Below are 17,841 nucleotides of genomic sequence, written 5' to 3' on the forward strand. Positions count from 1 at the left end.
ATTGCCCTCGGCGAAAAAATTAATAGTTGTCAAACCCTTTCTTTTTGTGGGCAAAATATCCCTCTTTTGATGTGTCATCGACGAACGGTAAACCCTATCCGATAAAAAGCCCCCAAGGTTATGCACCGAGGGGGCTTTTGTGGTTAAAAACTCAACCAATCAATCAAACAAAACTCTGACGTAGGCTAGTTGGTTGTGTCTGGTATAAGAACGGCATCCAATACATGAATCACACCGTTAATGGCTTGTACATCTACAGCATCGATTCCAATGCCTGTATTTCCTGCACCATCGGTAACATCGGCAATGTTATCACCTGTACCAGGAAGATTAATGGTAATGGCATCTCCTTCTAAAGTGGTGGCCATAATACCATCGGTTAAGTCACCAGAACGCACATTGGCTCCAGCCACTACGTGGTGCTGTAAAATTGGAATCAGGTCAGCTTCTCCTGGAATACTTGGCAAAGCCGCAAAAGCGTCATTTGTTGGCGCAAATACAGTGAAAGGGTCACTGCCTGAACCGCCTTGGGCAGAAAGCACACCTACAAAATCAGTACTTGGTGTCAATTCCGTTAAGGCTTGAACCAAGGTAGAGAAGTTAGGGTCGGCCGCAGCAAAAGTTACCACAGTTGGTAAATCGATTACCGCATCCACGGCATGAATCACCCCATTGGTAGCCACAACGTCGGCAGTCAACACCGAACTTGTTCCATTTAGGGTTACTCCGTCATCTGTATTAATATACAAGCTAAGATTTTCTCCAGCTTCAAACTCAGCAGCTGTGTTCACATAGGAGTTGGACAAATCTGATGAGAAAGCAGCAGCTCCTACCACCACATGGTTGGATAGAATAGCGTTAATATCATTTCCATTTGGATTGGTAAATGCAGCAAAGGCATCATTGCCAGGGGCAAACACCGTAAAGTCCTCCTCTTCGTTGGATAGAAGATCGGTAAAAGTGGTATTGCCGCCCTCCGTCAATGCACCAACTAAAGATGAGAATCCTGGATTGGCCACTGCATGGTCTACAATATTTGGTAAATCAATCACCGCATCCACAATATGAACCACTCCATTCAAGGCTTTAACATCCGGCGTTGAAACGGTAGCAACTCCATTAAAGGTCACATCTCCCGAAGCATCAAAATATAAACTCATATTTCTATCTCCAGCGCCAATGGCCGAGGTGCTGGTATATCCTGCGCCCAGACCAACTAAATCTGCTGCGTAAACTTCACCAGCTATTACGTGGTTCAATAAAACATTGGTCAAAACGTCAGTAGGGACATCAGCCAAAGCTGCTCCATCCAAAAAGGCATCAAAAGCATCATCAGTTGGGGCCAATACGGTAAATGGACCATCGCCCCTCAATACAGTGGGCAAATCTCCATCGGCTGCTACAAGTGCGGCCAATAAGCTTTCTAGATTTTCATTTCCCATAACCAAATCAGTGATGGGCATAAGAATAAGGTCTCCTATTTGGTCAATAATGGCTTGAGGCAACAATACCTTATCTATTATATGTACTACACCATTGGAAGCGGCAACATCTGCAGTGGTTACTTCGGCATCTACCATTGTGGCATCACTGATAAACACACCACCTTCGGTTGAAATGGTCACATCGGAACCTTGAAGAGTGGTAATGTTTTGTCCATTACTTAGGTCGGTCGAATAGGCCTCTGCTCCCACCACATGATAGGTAAGTATTACCGCCAATAAGTCTTGCAATTGTTGGGTGTTGAAATCATCCAAGGAATCAAACCCGTCCAATTGTGCAAAAAGGTCATCAAAAGCGGCATTTGTAGGTGCAAAAACGGTAAAAGAGCCCTCGGCACTTAGTGCGGCCACTAAATTGTTGTTTGCACTTTCATCCGCTTTTTGTAAAGCGCTCACTAAACTACTTAGTTCAGCAGTAGCTTGTGCCGTTTCTACAATGTTCAATTCATTTTCTGGAGGCATATTTCCTCCATTGTCATCGTCGGAGCACGAGGTAAATGCCACGACCAAAACCAGTAAAGCTAGTCGAGTAATTGTGTTGAAAGTTTTCATGTGTCTTATAGATTGTTTAACGAAATAAAGATATAGTTAAACAAAATTAAAGCAATAGTGTTTAACATTTTAAGCAAAAACTTTAACAAAATTGAATTTAACCTAATTATTTGAAAGTATGTTCGTTGCAAATCGACAATGAGGAAAAATCGGTTTAATGAGTCCCTTTTTGTATTTTTGTACCCTTAAATAATCGCAATGAAAAAGGTAGTTGTAGGACTTTCTGGCGGAGTGGATTCCAGTGTGGCGGCATACGTGCTCAAAGAGCAGGGTTATGAAGTGATTGGCTTGTTCATGAAGAACTGGCACGATGATTCTGTGACCATATCCGAAGAATGCCCTTGGTTGGAGGATAGTAATGATGCTCTGATTGTTGCGGAGAAACTGGGAATCCCTTTTCAAACAGTGGATCTAAGTGTAGAATATAAGGAGCGTATAGTTGATTATATGTTCAACGAATACGAAAGGGGGAGAACACCCAACCCAGATGTGCTTTGTAACCGTGAAATCAAGTTTGATGTTTTCTTAAAGATTGCTTTGCAATTGGGTGCCGATTACGTGGCCACTGGACATTATTGCCGTAAGGGAACTATTTTGAATGAGGATGGTACCGAAACCTATCAGCTATTGGCGGGAAAGGACCCGAATAAAGACCAATCTTATTTTTTATGTCAATTGTCGCAAGAGCAATTGTCCAAAACCTTATTTCCTATTGGTGAGCTTTTAAAACCAGAAGTTCGTGATATAGCGGCTGCCAACGATTTAATTACAGCCGATAAAAAAGATTCCCAGGGGCTGTGTTTTGTGGGCAAGGTACACTTGCCTGACTTTTTGCAACAAAAGTTAAAACCCAAAAAAGGGGTGATTGTTGAGGTGCCCAGTACGGCTTCACAATTCGAAGTAACAGTTCCAGAATTTCAAACACCCAGAGAAAAATTGGCATTTCAAGCTGAAAAACCGATATATGCTTTGGGGGATGGTAAAGTGGTTGGCGAACACCAAGGGGCGCATTACTTCACAATAGGGCAGCGAAAAGGACTTAATGTTGGTGGGACCAAAGAGCCTTTGTTTGTTATTGATACCGATGTGGACCAAAATATTATTTACACAGGGCAAGGAAAGACCCATCCTGGACTTTTGCGCCATACGTTGTTTGTGAAAGCTGATGAAGAGCATTGGGTGCGACCTGATTTGGCTTTAAAAACTGATGAGACCTTGGAGGTGATGGCCCGAATTCGGTACCGTCAACCTTTGCAACCCGCTACCTTATATAAAGTAGAAAATGGTTTGTATGTGGATTTTAAAGAAAAACAATCCGCCATTACCGAAGGACAGTTTGTAGCCTGGTATATGGATGATGAGTTGGTGGGTTCTGGGGTGATTTCCTAAGCTTATCCTTATTATTTTGATTATTTTGCTGAACCTGAATTCACTCTTCATGCAAAATAAAATCACACAACTTTTCGGAATTGAATACCCCATTGTTCAAGGAGGCATGGTCTGGGCCAGCGGTTGGCGGTTGGCCTCTGCGGTTTCCAATGCAGGTGGGCTTGGCCTTTTAGGTGCTGGGAGTATGTACCCCGAAGTGCTGGAAGAGCATATCATCAAATGCAAAAAAGCCACGGATAGACCTTTTGGGGTAAATGTGCCCATGTTGTACCCCGACATTGAAAAGTTGATGCAGATTATTGTGGATCAAGGGGTGAAGATTGTGTTTACTTCAGCTGGAAATCCCAAAACTTGGACCAAATATTTGCAAGTCCATGGTATTACCGTAGTTCATGTGGTAAGCAGTGTAAAGTTTGCACTTAAAGCTCAAGAAGCTGGTGTAGATGCAGTGGTAGCCGAAGGTTTTGAAGCTGGAGGACATAATGGAAGGGATGAGACCACGACCATGGTTTTGATTCCATCGGTAAAAGAAAAGATTGATATCCCCTTGATTGCTGCTGGTGGAATCGCCACTGGTAGAGCTATGTTGGCTGCAATGGTGTTGGGGGCCGACGGCGTCCAAGTAGGGAGTCGATTTGTGGCCACTCCCGAAGCATCTTCTCACAATATTTTTAAACAATGGGTGGTGAAAGCGCAGGAAGGGGATACACAGTTAACTTTAAAAGAACTGGCCCCGGTTCGATTGCTCAAGAATAAATTTTACGAGGAAGTACAATCAGCTTATAAAAATGGCGCATCCAAAGAAGATTTGATAGAACTTTTAGGTAGAGGTAGAGCCAAATTGGGCATGTTCGAAGGCAACACCGAAGACGGTGAATTAGAGATAGGTCAAGTATCAGGTTTGATCCATGAAATTAAGCCGGCGGCACAAGTAATTATAGATATGATGTCCGAATTTCGTGCAGCTCGGGATGAAATGCAGGACTATTAGTTGAACGGCAGGGATACTTCTTCCGATATTCAATATTTTTACCCGCAGATGAGAGCACTTATTGTAACCCTATTATTTTTTGTTTTGGCCTCCAGTTCTTACGGGCAGTTGGAGCATGATAAAACCCTTCACTTTATTGGCGGTAGTCTTTTTGGATTAGCGGGGGCAGGAATAGCCAAACAAGCTTCAAAAGGGAATCGTGTATGGACTTTTGTAGGTGCCGTAGCCAGTAGTGCCATAGTTGGTATGGCAAAGGAAGCGGTGGATGCCTCCAATCCGAACAACAGTTGGGACAATGATGATTTGGCGGCCACTATTTTAGGAGGAGTTACTGTTGGTTTGGCCATTGAACTTTTTGCCAAAAAAGATAGTAACAGAAGATTGCGGGGTAGATATTCAAAGCTTTATGATGATCAACCTATCGATTTGAATCCTGTTGAAATAGGGTCGTATGAAACACCCCCGAGTTTAAATACGCTTAGCCTTTCCCGAACGGTAGATATTAAATAAGTCCCCGAGCTTTTATTTCCAAGTATTTATTAATGGTGTTGATGGTCAGGTTTTCAGGCTTGGTCAAAATGGTGTGGATGCCATGTTTTTGAAGTTCCTTTTGCATCAATCGCTTTTCCAGTGAGAATTTTTCCGCAATGGTTTTATGGTAAATGGCCTGAATGTTCTCTGCATCGGATGAAATCAAGGATTCCAATTCAGAATTTTCAAAGAAAATAACCACTAGTACATGTTTTTTGGCAATCGCTGAAATATAAGGGAGCTGTCTTTTTAGCCCTGAAATATGCTCAAAATTGGTGTAGAGCATCAACAAACTTCTTTGATTTACCTTTCGTTTGATATGCGCATACAACAGCCCAAAATCTGAATCCAAAAAACGGGTATTGATGTTGTAGAGGCTTTCTAATATGGTGTTGAGATGTGTTATTTTTTGAACCGCAGGCACATAAGTTTCTATATTCTTGGAAAACGCCAATAGGCCCGTTTTATCATTACGCTTTAGCGCTACATTGGAAAACGCTAGGGCCGCATTTATGGCATAATCCAAGAGGCTAAGTTGATTAAAAGGCATTTTCATCACCCTACCTGTATCGATAATGGAATAAATAGGCTGGGAACGCTCATCTTGGTATTGGTTTACCATTAATTGGCTCTTCTTCGCAGTGGCTTTCCAGTTAATGGTCCGTACATCATCGCCTTTGATGTAATCCTTGATTTGTTCAAACTCTTGAGTGTGTCCTATGCGACGTATCTTTTTTAAACCAAATTCCGTCAATCGATTGCTCGAAGCCAAAAAATCATACTGCTGCATCTGAATGATGGAGGGATACACGGGCACCATTTGGTCTTTTTGGAACACATACCTTCTTTTTACGATGCCAATGGGAGAGGAAGCATAAATATTCAAGTTGCCAAAAACATACTCTCCACGTTCCACTGGTCGAACGGAATATTGATACAGGTGGTCTTCGCTTTTTAACAATCGTATTTTATGCTCAAAATCCCTTTTTTGAAACTGTAAAGGAAGCTCATCAATAATAACCACTTCAGCAGGAAAAGCATATTTGGATGTCAATCGGACGGAAAGAACATTGTCATCACTATTCGATAATTTTTGGGGTAACTCCCTTTTTGCCGAAATGGCACTCCCTACGGCATACAAAAGATAAACATCCACAATAAAGAAAGCCAAAAGTACATACACCAAAATCCAAGCTATGGGATAAATTACGGGCACCCAATAGGAAATGACAAAACTGGCCGCCAGTAAGGCGATGTACCGGAAAAATTTAGTGTGTATGTAAAACGACCTTAAGAATTGCATAGTTATCGTGGAATTTCAACAGATTCCATGATCATGGAAACGACATTTTCAGTGGTCATGCCCTCCATTTCGCGTTCTGGGGTTAAAATCACCCTATGATTGAGTACGGGGACCAAAGCTTTTTTCACATCTTCAGGAATTACAAAATCGCGCCCTGCAATGGCAGCAAACGCTTTGGCAGCTGTTAGTGTGGCAATGGAAGCCCTTGGTGATGCCCCCAAATATAAATGTGGATGATTTCTGGTTTGGGTAATAATTTTGGCAATGTAATCCATGATTTTGCCCTCAACAATTATCTCATGAATGTTCTTCTTGAATTCCAGTAGCTTTTTAGGGGTCAATACTGCCTTAATGTGGTCTTGCGGTTTTTCCCCCTTACGTTCGTGATGTGTTTGTAGAATCTGCACTTCTTCTTCCACAGAAGGGTAATCCACTTTAATTTTAAACAAAAAACGGTCCAATTGTGCCTCGGGCAGGGCATACGTTCCTTCTTGTTCAATCGGGTTTTGGGTGGCCAATACCATAAACGGTTGCCCCATGGGGTAGGTAGTGCCATCAATGGTCGCTTGACGCTCCTCCATGGTTTCGAACAAGGCGGCCTGGGTTTTTGCCGGTGCACGGTTAATTTCGTCAATAAGGATTATGTTGGAAAATATAGGTCCTTTTTTAAACTCAAACTCCGTAGTTTTTGAGTTGAAAACCGAGGTTCCCAAAATATCGCTGGGCATTAAATCGGGGGTAAATTGTATGCGACTAAAGCCTGTCTTGAGGGTCTTTGCAAATAATTTGGCAGTAACCGTTTTTGCAATTCCGGGCACACCCTCTATCAAAGCGTGACCGTCGGCCAAAATGGAGACAATCAACAGTTCAATAAATTGATGTTGTCCAACAATCACGGTGGCCAATTCCTTTTTTATTTGGTCTACTGTGGTTCTTAGTTCTTCCAAGGGTACTCTGTTGTCAAAGTTCAAGTCGTTATTTTCCATCAGCTTTTGCTTTAAATGCTTCTATATTTTTGTTCAGTTTTTCCAATTCTTCATTGGTGATTTTTTCTTTGGACTGTAATCTTTCCATTACACTAAAAAGTGCTTTTACTTCATTCAACTCCACATTGCTTCTTGATGCCAAATTATTGAAAAAGGTTTCGTCCCTTTCTTGGGTGGGCAAATGCAGTTTGGTTCGGATATAGTCCAAAAAATAGGCAATCTTGTGTTCCATGATCAATGTCTGTTCCCCGTTTTCAAAATACATATCGGCAATGGTCCGGGTAAAAACCAATGTTTGATTTTTGACCGGTTCCACTATGGGGATGGCCCGTTGCTTTCGCTTGCCTTCAAAAATTACATAGACCAAGGCTCCGATTAGGATGAGGTAATAGGCCCACTTCAATTCTTTGGTATTTAAGAATAGATACATAGGCGAGGTATAGAACGATTTTCCAGTCTTGTGGAAATTGTCCATATAAATGGTTTCATTACGATTCAGGTATGAAATAACCCCAGCCGTATAATCCTTATTGTTATCCTTTAGGATAAAATAATTGGTAAAAGCCTTGGGAAAACTGGATAGAATGATTTCTCCTTTTCCGAAAGGTTGTTTGATGATATTTATATGTTTGGAAACTATTTCCGTACTATCGGATTCCGTATAAACTTCACCAAGTACCACTGTTTGTAGGGTATCGATTTCACTAAAGTTTTCGGCGTAATAATCTTGTTTGAATGTAATTGGAGTTTTTTTCAATTGAGGGTTCACCAATTGATGATAAAATGTAGGGTCCAGTTCACTGGTATTGTACAGGCTGTTCAATTCCAGATTCAGGGTGTCCAGCAAGGTGTTTTCAAAAGATTCCGAAGCTATAAAGAGCGTATTTCCCTTATCCACCCAATCCAATAGGGCATTCAGTTCGGCTTCTTCAAAGGATACGGATTGATTCACGAAGAAGTAGGTGCCTTCAATATCGTCATTCCGCATCAAAAACTCGAAGGGGGGCTGTTCCACTTGCTCAATTAAATTGGGAAAATGCTTTTCCATCAAATCAATGAACACTAAAGTGCCGTACGGAATTTTATGGTGAGAAACATAGGAAGGGAACCAATTGATGTTTTTGGGCTTGTTATACTCCAAAACAAATATCCCCAATAGGGTAAAAAATGCAATCGCGATGTAGATCCAACCCTTTTTAAACATTTCCGCCGATTGATTTTTTAAGGGTTACAAAAACATGCTCTACCTGGGCGTACCGTTCTTGATCAATGGCAAACTCCCCGTACCAAATGTAATCGTATAACAAAGTGGCCCTGCCAAATATATTTTTTAATTCAGGATTGGAAAGTTCTTGGATATAATCGTCGTTGGTTTTTTGACGTTGCCAATCAATTAAATTGCGTTCCGATAATTGCTTTAGAACAAACAAATAGTAATATCGGATGGCCAAGCGATAATCGTTTTGTGCCAGTGCATCTTTAATGAGCTGTTCGATATCCTCGGTTTTGATGATGCGTTCTTCCTCGGAAAGTGATACCGTATTTGGATTCTTGTTATTTAAAATAACGGAACGCGCATGGGTGTTCACAAAAAAACGAATCACTAAATAAAGGAACAAGGCCAATAACAAATAGGGAAGGATTTGAAGAAAGGTGGCTAAAAAACTGGTGGCTTTCTCCACGCCAAAAATCCATTCGAAAAGTTGTTGGAAGATAGTGTAGAACCAATTCTTTATATCATCCAACCAAGTGGATTCCAGCTCCACCATTTCGTAATTGAAATCCTCGTTGTTTCGGTAGGTGCTTAAATCGTCTTCACCAAATTCTAGGACTTCAACATCCGAGGTATCATATTGAACAATGGAATCCTGTTGCGCAAATATGGATGTTGCGCAAAAAAGCAAAAGCCCTAAAAGCAGTGTTCGTAGCATTTAATCCTCCGAAGATTTCCCAAGGTTGTCGATCCTTTCAAAGGTACCCGTAAAGTTTTTCTTTTCATTGAGGTTAAAAAATATAAATGCGGTAGCAACCAACAGTATGATATTCATTAAAAATTGAATCAAGGTACTGAACACATTCAAAATCAAATACACAGGGTCGTTGAAAATATTAAAGGTTTCCGCATCCATTTCCCCCGAAAATATGCCCATTTTAATCCACATATAAATTACAGAAGGTAGACTAAAGGCGTAGGAAGCAACGGCCACAATAATGTAAATGATGAGAAGCGTGGCAAAGGTTATCCACCAGTTTTCCTTGATCAATGTAAAACTGTAATTGTAAGATTCCATAACATCTTTCTTTAGAAAGATAAGTATGGCAAAAGATATAGATAGGGGTACACCCAAATAAATACCTGGAATAAAACAAAATAGCATCCCCACAAAAACCGATAAACCGACCAAAATACCCAAACCAATCAAGGACCAAAAGGAACGGTACACCTCTCTGTGTACTTCTTCATGATTGGCAACACCGTTATTGGCTATATAGGATTTGATGTAATGCAGTACAGTGCCCTGTGCCAAAACGTAGGCCGCAATAGAACTGAACATGAGCACCACAATCGCCAAAACCATTATTATTGGTGAAAGATCGGGTACGGTATTGTAAACTGTTGCCACATTAAAAATATCGCCCACAGTGTACATATAAAAACCCATGGCTATGAGCATCACCACAATATAGGGGCCGACTATCTTTAAGATAGTGCCGAAAAAGGGCTTGAACTGGTTGCGAATAAATCCGAAGGTGTCGGAGAGAATATCCCCCAATTCACGTTGTTTTTTAAACTCAATATAGGTTTGTGGTGTTTGCATAAGCTTTTTTTCTTTTGATTTGGTATGGATACAAAATGTAATAGAATACTATAAGGCTTAACGAGGCTGTAATGATTAAAATTGCCAGCCAATCGGGCATTTCGGTATGTCGGGTTACAAAACCTTCCAAAAAGCCTGCGATGATAAAAAAGGGTACGGTGCTCACCATTATTTTCAATCCGTTTTTAACCCCTCTTTTAAAAGATTGCAATCGAGTGTAGGTGCCCGGGAAAAGAATGCCATTGGCCAAAACAAGTCCAGCACAACCTGCAATAACAATTACCGAAATTTCAATGGTGCCATGGATCCAAATGGTGCGGGCCGATTCCCAAAGCAAACCTTTGTCGTAGAAGAAATACTGGAAACTGCCCAACATAATCCCATTTTGGAGCAATACCATTAAGGTGCCGATTCCTAAAAATATACCAAATGAAAACGCATACACCGCGACTTTTATATTGTTGATGGTGATGCCCAAAAACATGTTAAATGCCCCTTGTTTTTTGTACACGGCCATGGGGTCTCCATTTTCAATATTCTCCAAGGTCATGTTCACATACCCATTGCCCAAAATGGAGCGGACAAAATCCCCTTCATTGGCCGCAGAAAAAGCGCCCACAGTTGCAAAAAAGGCAAATACCAAGAATGCAATCAATAATTCGCGGTGATGTTGGGAAAACATTAATGGGAATTCCGTTTTCCAAAAATGAACAATACGGTTCTTCGATTCCCGTTTGGTCTTATAGATTTTTTGGTGCGCTTGCGAGGCCAAGGCATTCAGGTAAAATTGTGTGTTGCTATTGGGGTAAAAGGTTTTGGCGTAGCTGAGGTGGTCGGTAATCTCAATGTACAAATCCGAGAGCTTGTCAGGATGAAGTCGTCCTTTATTGTTCAGGGCATTTTCAAAAGCGGCCCATTTATCCTTATTTTGCTTTACAAAAGCGGCCTCTCGCATTAAATGGTTAGTTTGTAAGTAAAGAAACTAAAATATGGAACAATTTCAAATAGAAACGGCCCAAAATATAACCATACATCAAAACACCTCAAATTTGGGTGAGCGTATGTTGGCCTATATCATCGATAGTTTTGTGATTGGGGTCTATACTATTTTGGTTTTTGTTTTTTTGGCTTCTTTGGATATTGAATTTGAGGACCAGTGGGCATTTTATTTGATACTTTCCATTCCCGCCTTTCTATATTACTTATTGTTTGAAACCTTGATGAACGGAAAAACAATTGGAAAAGGCGCTATGTCATTAAGAGTGGTGAAACTGGATGGTTCCAAACCCAATTTTGCCAATTATTTTGTGCGATGGGCACTTCGTATTATTGATGTGACACTAACGTCTGGAGGAGGTGCGGTCCTTACCATTTTATTGCGGGGCAAAGGACAACGCTTAGGGGATATTGCTGCAGGAACTACGGTAATCAGTGAAAAGAAAAGAATCTCTTTGCACGATACTTTATTGCGTGAATTGCCTGAGGACTATCAACCTACATTTTCTCAAGTTACGGTTTTTAAGGACCGAGAAATACAGACCATAAAAGAATTGTATGATAGCTCCAAATTGAATGGCAACCACAATATTATTGTTTCATTGGATAAGCGAATCAAAGAAGTTACGGGAATTCAAACCGAAATGAAGCCCATCGAATTTGTGGATGTGGTGATCAAAGACTACAACTACTACACCCAAAAAATGTAAGAATGTTCTATATAACCATTGATGTTTTAGGAACCGTGGCCTTTGCTATTTCTGGGGTTTTGGTGGCCATGGAAAAGCGTTTGGATTTGTTCGGGGTCCTGATTATTGCTTTTGTGACTGCCATCGGTGGAGGTACACTACGCGATTTACTTATCGGAAACACCCCTGTAGGGTGGATGCAGGACCTTACCTATGTAATCACCATTTTTATTTCCGTTGTTTTTGCCATCATTTTTGTGAATCAACTTAAATACCTTCGCAAGTCTTTGTTTTTGTTCGATACCATTGGGATTGGATTGTACACTATGGTTGGCGTTGAAAAAGGTTTGGAGGCAGAACTTTTGCCCATCATGTGTATATTTTTGGGAACCATGACCGCCTGTTTTGGTGGCGTGATTCGAGATATTCTTTGTAATGAAATTCCAGTGATTTTTAGAAAGGAAATTTATGCGACCGCATGCATATTGGGAGGGGCAAGTTATTTTTTGTTTGTGAAGTTCCCAATTCCGGAAAGCTATGCCTACGTAGCTGCTATTTTAATTGTGATATCCCTAAGGTTGGTTGCCGTAAAGTTTGATGTGCGGCTACCTAATATTTATAGTTCCAAGGAGTAATCCCACAAACATTATACTTTAATCATTTATGGTTAATGCTTGGTTAAGTACATTAACCCTTTCTTAATCTTTTTTACACTTCCATTAGTTTTTCTGTGGCTGTGATAGGTCTATTTTGGCCTTGAACAAAACAAAACACGATTGCGATTGCCCTTTTAGTAAGGGTTTTGCATAAATCAATCAACCAAAGCCAAATGAAAAAAACAAAAACACTAATCATTGCACTATGTATTTTCGCCTCTTTTTTGGGCCTCCAATCAGTTAAGGCACAGGGCTGTGTCGCTATCCGTCATTTTTCATCCTGTGTGGGGAATACTTTGGAAAACAATTTATTGGGCCCCGGAGATATTCAGGTTGGCACCAATTACCGTTATTTTAAATCTTTCCGTCATTTTAGGGGTACGGAAGAGGAACCGGACCGAGTGGCCAATGGCTCTGAGGTCATTAACCACTCACATTCATGGGATTTCTTTTTGACCTATGGTATTACCGATAGGTTGTACACAAGTATTACCATTCCAACTGTGATCAATACCCGTTCTTCTTTGTACGAGCATGGCAGGGATGAGCGAAACATGACTTTTTCCAGAGGTTTGGCCGATATCCGAGTAGGAGTGGGCTACTGGTTGTTGGACCTTGAAAAACATCAAAATGGAAATATTGCTGTGGGATTGGGACTTAAATTGCCCACAGGAAACTACAATGCTTCTGATATTTTTTACAACGTAGGACCAGAAGGAAGCCCACAAGTGCGTCCAGTGGACCAAAGTATCCAACCTGGAGACGGTGGTTTTGGTATTACCGTCGATTTTCAATTCTACCAGAAAATTGCCGAAAAGCTTTTTGCCTACGGAGGTGGATTTTATTTGATCAATCCAAGAGAGACCAACGGAACCCGCACATTCCGCGAAACCTTGAGTCCGATTTTACAAAATGAGGCCATCATGGCCGTGCCAGACCAATTTTCGGTAAGGGCAGGAGCCAGTTTAATGTTGTCCAATACAATTTCAACATCTTTGGGGGCTCGGTATGAGGGTGTGCCTGTAAAAGACTTGATAGGTGGCAACGAAGGATTCAGAAGACCTGGAAACGTAGTGTCCATTGATCCAGGAATCGCATTTATGAAGGATAATTTCAGCTTGAACGTAAACGTACCTTTTGCTGTACGTAGAGATCGTCCGCAAAGTGTTACGGACAAACAGACCGAGGAGTTAACCGGTAATCCCAGAAATGGCGATGCTGCCTTCGCTGATTATTTGATCAATGTGGGCGTTTCCTATCGTTTTTCGAACAAGAAAGTAAAAGTTGCGCCAGAATTAATGAACGAGTTTAAGAGTTAAAACACTTATCATATGAAACAAAGCCTCAAAAACCAATTGATTTCCATAGCCATAGGACTTGTGTACCTATGGTTTGGTGCTTTAAAGTTTATCCCGCATTTAAGTCCAGCTGAAGATTTGGCCAAAAATACCATACATCAACTTACATTTGGTCTAATGGCCGATAATGTGGCCTTGTTTTTATTGGCCGTTTGGGAAGTTGGCCTAGGGATTCTTTTGGTTTTGGGTCTGTTTCGTAGCATTGCGGTTACAGCGGCGTTGGTTCATATGGTATTGACCTTTACGCCCCTGTTTTTCTTTCCGGATGAGGTTTTTGCCCAAGGTGCTTTTGGCCTAAGTCTGGTTGGACAGTATATCTTCAAAAACCTCATAATCATAGCCGCCCTTGTTTCTATTTATGAAAGAAAAAGGGTTGTTGAAAATGCCACTACAGCTCCAGTGGAACAAAAAGAAAGATTGCCGTATCGAATGTTAGTCGGCAAAAACCTCTTCAAAAAAGTTTGACATTCTAAGCCAAGAACGGTCGGTGGCCAGCGGATTGTACATCATGCCATCGTCTGGAGCATTGGCGTTCGGATTGGTAAAGGCATGACCTGTGTGTCCGAATACGTCCATTTCCCAAATGGCATTACGCTCCGTGAGTTCGTAACCCAAAGCAGCGATGTCTTTTGGAAAGGCCAATGGGTCTTCCCAACCATGCAGCACTAAAATTTTGGCTTTAATGTCTTCTTCCTGTTCCAAACCTGGTGGGTCAAAAATACCATGGAAACAAACGGAAGCTTTTATGGCCACTCCCGAACGGGCAAGGTCCAATGCACACTTTCCTCCAAAGCAAAAACCTATGATCGCGATGTTGGCAGCATCGGCAAGCTCATGTTTTTTAAGGGAGTTCATGGCTAGGAGAAGGCGGTTGAGCAGCTCTTGGCGGTCTTCTTGCATTTCCATCATTAGTGCTTCGGCCTCGGTGGCATCTTTGGCTCTTTTTCCTTTGCCATACACATCGATGGCTAAGGCCAAGTATCCTTGTTCTGCAAGGGCAATGGCCTTGTCGGCTTCAAATTGTGATTGTCCCATCCAAGTGTGGGACACCATTATGGCAGGTCGTTTTTCTTTGTTGCTGTCATCAAAAGCGAGCACCCCTTGGTAGGTTTTTCCATCGCCTTCATAGATGAATTTTTCAGTTTTAATCATGTCGAGTGAGTTGTTAAATCGTGTAAACTAATTTATATTTTTTTAGTTTACCTATAACACTTCCGCGGTAAGAATATAAACACTTTGCCACGGCCAGTCTCCGTCGCCTACGGGAACGTTGTTTATTTTGTCCACAACATCCATTCCTTCGATTACGCGGCCAAAAGGAGTATACGAACCATCCAAATGGTAACTGCCAGGTTTGGTGACCACGATAAAGAATTCGTAGGGGGATGCCAATTTGTGTGGGTTGTCCCTTTCACTACTGGGCATGGAAATGGTGCCACGATGGTGTTTGTGGCCTTTTCGGGTATCTGGCGGCAATAAGTAGCGCCCTATTTTCGAACGTTTTTGTGCTGTTCGCTTGTCATCCGAGTTTCCGCCTTGAATGATGAAATCCTTTACCACCCTATGGAATTGGGTGCTGTCAAAATATTTTTGACGTGCCAAATAAATAAAATTTGCTTTGTGGTAAGGTACATTATCGTAAAGCTCTAGGGTAAAACTACCCATGGTGGTGGTCAGTTTCACCTTGTCTGCCTTTAGGGTTTTGGCATAGTCAAAAAAGAAATCAATGGCATTTTCTTCGGTGAGTTCAAAGGATTCCTCTTCTTCAACTTCTTCTTTTTTGATCGTTGTGGAATCAACAACACTTTGAACTAGAGTATCTGTTTTTGCAATATTTTCCTCAACTTTGTCAGTACTTTTTTTAGGGGATTCCCCACAGGAGATACTTAGAAATAGAAATAAACTTGAGATAAAAGCCGATTGTTTCAACAGCATGGATTTTAATGAATTTTGTCAACTAGCTCTAAAATTAAAAAATCTCCCACTTCCCGGGGAGGATTCCCATTATAAAATGTCGCCGCAATTGCGAATTGAGTGGATGAAGAGAAATAAAGTTCGTGATGCGAACCCAAGAAGAGCAGGGGTAATGGCTTTGTTTTTTCCTGATGATGATTATCGGACCAAATTATTGTTGATATTAAGAAAGACCTACCAAGGGGTACATTCCAACCAAATTGGCTTTCCAGGCGGAAAAGAAGAGCGATTCGACAGCAATCTTTTGGATACTGCTTTACGGGAAACCCATGAAGAAGTTGGAGTGCCACCATCGGGGGTTGAGGTCATCAAAGCATTGAGCGAAGTTTATATTCCACCCAGTAATTTTTTGGTGCAACCGTATATGGGAATTTATCCCGCACCACAACCATTTGTGCTTCAAGAAAGTGAAGTGGAACAGTTGGTAGAGGTGTTTTTGAGTGATTTTTTGGATGATTCCAACCATATTCAAGAAAATTTGACCACTTCCTACGCAAAAAATATTGATGTACCTGCTTATAGATTAAATGGTTATACCGTTTGGGGTGCCACGGCCATGATGTTGAGCGAAATCAAAGAGCTTTTGCGGCAAGTGCTTTAACCGTGTTTTTGTAAATTTGCCATATCAAACAAACCAATTCATGGGTCTGTTCAAGAAAAATCCTTTTGGACATATTTTATTTTTAAAACGATGGTTGATTCGTATCGCAGGTATGATGACGCACCAACGTTATAAAGGTTTTAATACCCTGGAAATCGAGGGGTCGCAAATTATTCGTGATTTGCCCGATACCAATGTGCTCTTCGTGAGCAATCACCAAACCTATTTTGCCGATGTAGTGGCCATGTTCCATGTGTTCAACGCCAGTTTAAAGGGAAGGGACGATAATATTAAAAATTTGGGGTACCTCTGGAACCCGAAATTGAACATTTACTATGTGGCGGCCAAGGAGACCATGAAAAAGAGTTTGTTGACCAAGATTTTAGCCTATGCAGGTTCCATTAGTATTGAAAGAACATGGCGGGCAGGTGGTCAAGAAGTGAACCGACAGGTAAAATTCAGTGATATTTCGAATATTGGCCGTGCGTTGAATGATGGTTGGGTAATTACCTTTCCACAAGGTACAACGACGCCTTGGAAACCTTTGAGGAAGGGAACGGCTCACATCATTAAAAAATATAAACCCGTAGTTGTCCCTGTAGTGATCGATGGTTTCCGTCGTTCATTCGATAAAAAGGGATTGCGGGTTAAAAAGAAAGGTATTCTGCAGTCCATGCAGATTAAAACCCCATTGGAAATTGATTACGACAACGAGTCCATTGATGCGATTTTAGAAAAACTGGAATACGCCATCGAGCAACATCCTTCTTTCTTAAAGGTGATTTCCAAAGCTGAATTATTGGCGTACGAAGAGGAGAATCAAAAAAGAAGGTACAGCTATAAAGGCGATTAAACCTCCAATTTTTTAAGTTCATTATAATTTTCCCGAAGTCTTTTTAATAGAATTCCGTAAAGAAGTTTGTAGAACAGCCAAATCAAGAATAGGATGGCGGCTGTAAATACGATGGAAATTCCTATGACCATGGCCCAGAATACAAAAGCATCACCATCTTGTGAAGCTGCTTCGACAATTTTTTTGCCTTCTTCCCCATAAATCAAAACACCGTACATGTTAATGATTAAAAAGGTGGTGAAAATGATCAAGTTGAACCATACATATTGGGTTACGGTTCGTTTTACATCCAAAATGGTCTTCATCAGTTTTTTGGACGAATCGGTAAATGAAATCTTCTTGTAGTTTTTATAGAATTTATAAATGAAATATAAAATAATGACGTAGTTGATGATGTTCAACACCATGATTACCTTATGGATGTGCATAGCCTTGAGCTCTGCCATGGTTTCTGGACTGTTGAAACCAATATTGATGCCTGCCCAAAATACAAATTCCAGAAGGCTTATATAAAATATCCATTTGATGATGGAAGAAGATTTCTTCCAAATCATCTTATAAATTTGGTCGTAGGACAATCTAGGAAGTTCAGCTTCCCGTTTTTGCCAGTCTTTTTTTAAGAGCTCCAATTCATCCATACC

General features: G+C 41.1%; 19 protein-coding genes. 9 read left to right on the top strand and 10 right to left on the bottom strand.

Annotation, left to right across the window (positions count from 1 at the left end; all coding sequences use genetic code 11):
* Positions 1 to 185: 185 nt before the first annotated feature.
* Positions 186 to 2,054 carry a fasciclin domain-containing protein gene (locus ABT310_RS11105; protein WP_375323957.1) on the bottom strand — a complete coding sequence of 623 codons (1,869 nt, stop codon included), beginning with the start codon at positions 2,052 to 2,054 and terminating at the stop codon, positions 186 to 188.
* A 198-nt stretch (positions 2,055 to 2,252) separates the two neighbouring features.
* Between ABT310_RS11105 and mnmA the strand changes: the two genes are divergently transcribed.
* The 3 genes from mnmA to ABT310_RS11120 are packed head-to-tail and all read left to right on the top strand — an operon-like array spanning position 2,253 to position 4,944.
* Entirely contained in the window at positions 2,253 to 3,443 is a 1,191-nt protein-coding gene (mnmA, locus tag ABT310_RS11110) for a tRNA 2-thiouridine(34) synthase MnmA (protein WP_375323958.1), read from the top strand.
* A 49-nt stretch (positions 3,444 to 3,492) separates the two neighbouring features.
* The gene (locus tag ABT310_RS11115; protein ID WP_375323959.1) at positions 3,493 to 4,434 is read left to right on the top strand and encodes an NAD(P)H-dependent flavin oxidoreductase; all 942 of its coding nucleotides are present in this window, start codon (positions 3,493 to 3,495) and stop codon (positions 4,432 to 4,434) included.
* 48 nt (positions 4,435 to 4,482) lie between these two features.
* Positions 4,483 to 4,944, top strand: coding sequence for a hypothetical protein (locus ABT310_RS11120; protein ID WP_375323960.1), 462 nt, complete (start codon positions 4,483 to 4,485; stop codon positions 4,942 to 4,944).
* Here the strand turns inward: ABT310_RS11120 and ABT310_RS11125 are convergent.
* The 6 genes from ABT310_RS11125 to ABT310_RS11150 are packed head-to-tail and all read right to left on the bottom strand — an operon-like array spanning position 4,937 to position 11,028.
* Positions 4,937 to 6,268, bottom strand: a complete 1,332-nt coding sequence (locus ABT310_RS11125) for a DUF58 domain-containing protein (protein WP_375323961.1) — start codon at positions 6,266 to 6,268, stop codon at positions 4,937 to 4,939. The two genes, ABT310_RS11120 and ABT310_RS11125, sit on opposite strands and share 8 nt — an antisense overlap.
* Before the next feature lie 2 nt (positions 6,269 to 6,270).
* Positions 6,271 to 7,254: an AAA family ATPase gene (locus ABT310_RS11130; protein WP_375323962.1), complete on the bottom strand. Its 984-nt coding sequence runs from the start codon at positions 7,252 to 7,254 to the stop codon at positions 6,271 to 6,273.
* Entirely contained in the window at positions 7,244 to 8,458 is a 1,215-nt protein-coding gene (locus ABT310_RS11135) for a DUF4350 domain-containing protein (protein WP_375323963.1), read from the bottom strand. The genes ABT310_RS11130 and ABT310_RS11135 overlap by 11 nt, the downstream gene beginning before the upstream one ends.
* Positions 8,451 to 9,185 carry a DUF4129 domain-containing protein gene (locus tag ABT310_RS11140; RefSeq protein WP_375323964.1) on the bottom strand — a complete coding sequence of 245 codons (735 nt, stop codon included), beginning with the start codon at positions 9,183 to 9,185 and terminating at the stop codon, positions 8,451 to 8,453. The genes ABT310_RS11135 and ABT310_RS11140 overlap by 8 nt, the downstream gene beginning before the upstream one ends.
* Positions 9,186 to 10,073: a hypothetical protein gene (locus tag ABT310_RS11145; RefSeq protein ID WP_375323965.1), complete on the bottom strand. Its 888-nt coding sequence runs from the start codon at positions 10,071 to 10,073 to the stop codon at positions 9,186 to 9,188.
* A complete protein-coding gene (locus ABT310_RS11150) occupies positions 10,048 to 11,028 on the bottom strand; it encodes a stage II sporulation protein M (RefSeq protein WP_375323966.1) in 981 nt (326 codons plus the stop codon). The genes ABT310_RS11145 and ABT310_RS11150 overlap by 26 nt, the downstream gene beginning before the upstream one ends.
* A gap of 34 nt (positions 11,029 to 11,062) precedes the next feature.
* Here ABT310_RS11150 and ABT310_RS11155 point away from each other — a divergent pair, with 34 nt between their 5' ends.
* From ABT310_RS11155 to ABT310_RS11170, 4 genes are all read left to right on the top strand, one after another.
* Positions 11,063 to 11,779 carry an RDD family protein gene (locus ABT310_RS11155; protein WP_375323967.1) on the top strand — a complete coding sequence of 239 codons (717 nt, stop codon included), beginning with the start codon at positions 11,063 to 11,065 and terminating at the stop codon, positions 11,777 to 11,779.
* A gap of 2 nt (positions 11,780 to 11,781) precedes the next feature.
* On the top strand, positions 11,782 to 12,393 hold the full coding sequence (locus ABT310_RS11160; protein ID WP_375323968.1) for a trimeric intracellular cation channel family protein: 612 nt from the start codon (positions 11,782 to 11,784) through the stop codon (positions 12,391 to 12,393).
* Positions 12,394 to 12,587: 194 nt separating this feature from the next.
* Positions 12,588 to 13,733, top strand: a complete 1,146-nt coding sequence (locus tag ABT310_RS11165; protein WP_375323969.1) for a hypothetical protein — start codon at positions 12,588 to 12,590, stop codon at positions 13,731 to 13,733.
* 12 nt (positions 13,734 to 13,745) lie between these two features.
* Positions 13,746 to 14,237, top strand: a complete 492-nt coding sequence (locus tag ABT310_RS11170) for a hypothetical protein (RefSeq protein ID WP_375323970.1) — start codon at positions 13,746 to 13,748, stop codon at positions 14,235 to 14,237.
* On the opposite strand, the gene ABT310_RS11175 is transcribed toward ABT310_RS11170, so the two are convergent.
* Both ABT310_RS11175 and ABT310_RS11180 read right to left on the bottom strand, forming a co-directional pair.
* Positions 14,205 to 14,924 carry a dienelactone hydrolase family protein gene (locus ABT310_RS11175; RefSeq protein ID WP_375323971.1) on the bottom strand — a complete coding sequence of 240 codons (720 nt, stop codon included), beginning with the start codon at positions 14,922 to 14,924 and terminating at the stop codon, positions 14,205 to 14,207. The two genes, ABT310_RS11170 and ABT310_RS11175, sit on opposite strands and share 33 nt — an antisense overlap.
* A gap of 51 nt (positions 14,925 to 14,975) precedes the next feature.
* Positions 14,976 to 15,707, bottom strand: a complete 732-nt coding sequence (locus ABT310_RS11180) for a peptidylprolyl isomerase (protein ID WP_375323972.1) — start codon at positions 15,705 to 15,707, stop codon at positions 14,976 to 14,978.
* Between ABT310_RS11180 and ABT310_RS11185 the strand changes: the two genes are divergently transcribed.
* Positions 15,706 to 16,347, top strand: coding sequence for an NUDIX hydrolase (locus ABT310_RS11185; RefSeq protein WP_375323973.1), 642 nt, complete (start codon positions 15,706 to 15,708; stop codon positions 16,345 to 16,347). The genes ABT310_RS11180 and ABT310_RS11185 overlap by 2 nt on opposite strands.
* A 40-nt stretch (positions 16,348 to 16,387) precedes the next feature.
* Positions 16,388 to 17,200 (top strand): lysophospholipid acyltransferase family protein, encoded by an 813-nt coding sequence (locus ABT310_RS11190; RefSeq protein ID WP_375323974.1) that lies wholly within the window; start codon positions 16,388 to 16,390, stop codon positions 17,198 to 17,200.
* Here the strand turns inward: ABT310_RS11190 and ABT310_RS11195 are convergent.
* Positions 17,197 to 17,838, bottom strand: coding sequence for a hypothetical protein (locus ABT310_RS11195; protein ID WP_375323975.1), 642 nt, complete (start codon positions 17,836 to 17,838; stop codon positions 17,197 to 17,199). The genes ABT310_RS11190 and ABT310_RS11195 overlap by 4 nt on opposite strands.
* Positions 17,839 to 17,841 lie beyond the last annotated feature (3 nt).

Source organism: Flagellimonas cixiensis (genome assembly GCF_042134615.1).
Taxonomy (GTDB): domain Bacteria; phylum Bacteroidota; class Bacteroidia; order Flavobacteriales; family Flavobacteriaceae; genus Flagellimonas; species Flagellimonas cixiensis.

Excerpts from the sequence above, each read along its gene's own strand:
- ABT310_RS11160 (WP_375323968.1), top strand. The coding sequence starts at position 11,782 with ATGTTCTATATAACCATTGATGTTTTAGGAACCGTGGCCTTTGCTATT.
- ABT310_RS11130 (WP_375323962.1), bottom strand. The coding sequence starts at position 7,254 with ATGGAAAATAACGACTTGAACTTTGACAACAGAGTACCCTTGGAAGAA.
- ABT310_RS11105 (WP_375323957.1), bottom strand. The coding sequence starts at position 2,054 with ATGAAAACTTTCAACACAATTACTCGACTAGCTTTACTGGTTTTGGTC.
- ABT310_RS11120 (WP_375323960.1), top strand. The coding sequence starts at position 4,483 with ATGAGAGCACTTATTGTAACCCTATTATTTTTTGTTTTGGCCTCCAGT.
- ABT310_RS11165 (WP_375323969.1), top strand. The coding sequence starts at position 12,588 with ATGAAAAAAACAAAAACACTAATCATTGCACTATGTATTTTCGCCTCT.
- ABT310_RS11195 (WP_375323975.1), bottom strand. The coding sequence starts at position 17,838 with ATGGATGAATTGGAGCTCTTAAAAAAAGACTGGCAAAAACGGGAAGCT.
- mnmA (WP_375323958.1), top strand. The coding sequence starts at position 2,253 with ATGAAAAAGGTAGTTGTAGGACTTTCTGGCGGAGTGGATTCCAGTGTG.
- ABT310_RS11170 (WP_375323970.1), top strand. The coding sequence starts at position 13,746 with ATGAAACAAAGCCTCAAAAACCAATTGATTTCCATAGCCATAGGACTT.
- ABT310_RS11175 (WP_375323971.1), bottom strand. The coding sequence starts at position 14,924 with ATGATTAAAACTGAAAAATTCATCTATGAAGGCGATGGAAAAACCTAC.
- ABT310_RS11115 (WP_375323959.1), top strand. The coding sequence starts at position 3,493 with ATGCAAAATAAAATCACACAACTTTTCGGAATTGAATACCCCATTGTT.
- ABT310_RS11190 (WP_375323974.1), top strand. The coding sequence starts at position 16,388 with ATGGGTCTGTTCAAGAAAAATCCTTTTGGACATATTTTATTTTTAAAA.
- ABT310_RS11140 (WP_375323964.1), bottom strand. The coding sequence starts at position 9,185 with ATGCTACGAACACTGCTTTTAGGGCTTTTGCTTTTTTGCGCAACATCC.
- ABT310_RS11180 (WP_375323972.1), bottom strand. The coding sequence starts at position 15,707 with ATGCTGTTGAAACAATCGGCTTTTATCTCAAGTTTATTTCTATTTCTA.
- ABT310_RS11150 (WP_375323966.1), bottom strand. The coding sequence starts at position 11,028 with ATGCGAGAGGCCGCTTTTGTAAAGCAAAATAAGGATAAATGGGCCGCT.
- ABT310_RS11155 (WP_375323967.1), top strand. The coding sequence starts at position 11,063 with ATGGAACAATTTCAAATAGAAACGGCCCAAAATATAACCATACATCAA.
- ABT310_RS11135 (WP_375323963.1), bottom strand. The coding sequence starts at position 8,458 with ATGTTTAAAAAGGGTTGGATCTACATCGCGATTGCATTTTTTACCCTA.
- ABT310_RS11145 (WP_375323965.1), bottom strand. The coding sequence starts at position 10,073 with ATGCAAACACCACAAACCTATATTGAGTTTAAAAAACAACGTGAATTG.
- ABT310_RS11125 (WP_375323961.1), bottom strand. The coding sequence starts at position 6,268 with ATGCAATTCTTAAGGTCGTTTTACATACACACTAAATTTTTCCGGTAC.
- ABT310_RS11185 (WP_375323973.1), top strand. The coding sequence starts at position 15,706 with ATGGATTTTAATGAATTTTGTCAACTAGCTCTAAAATTAAAAAATCTC.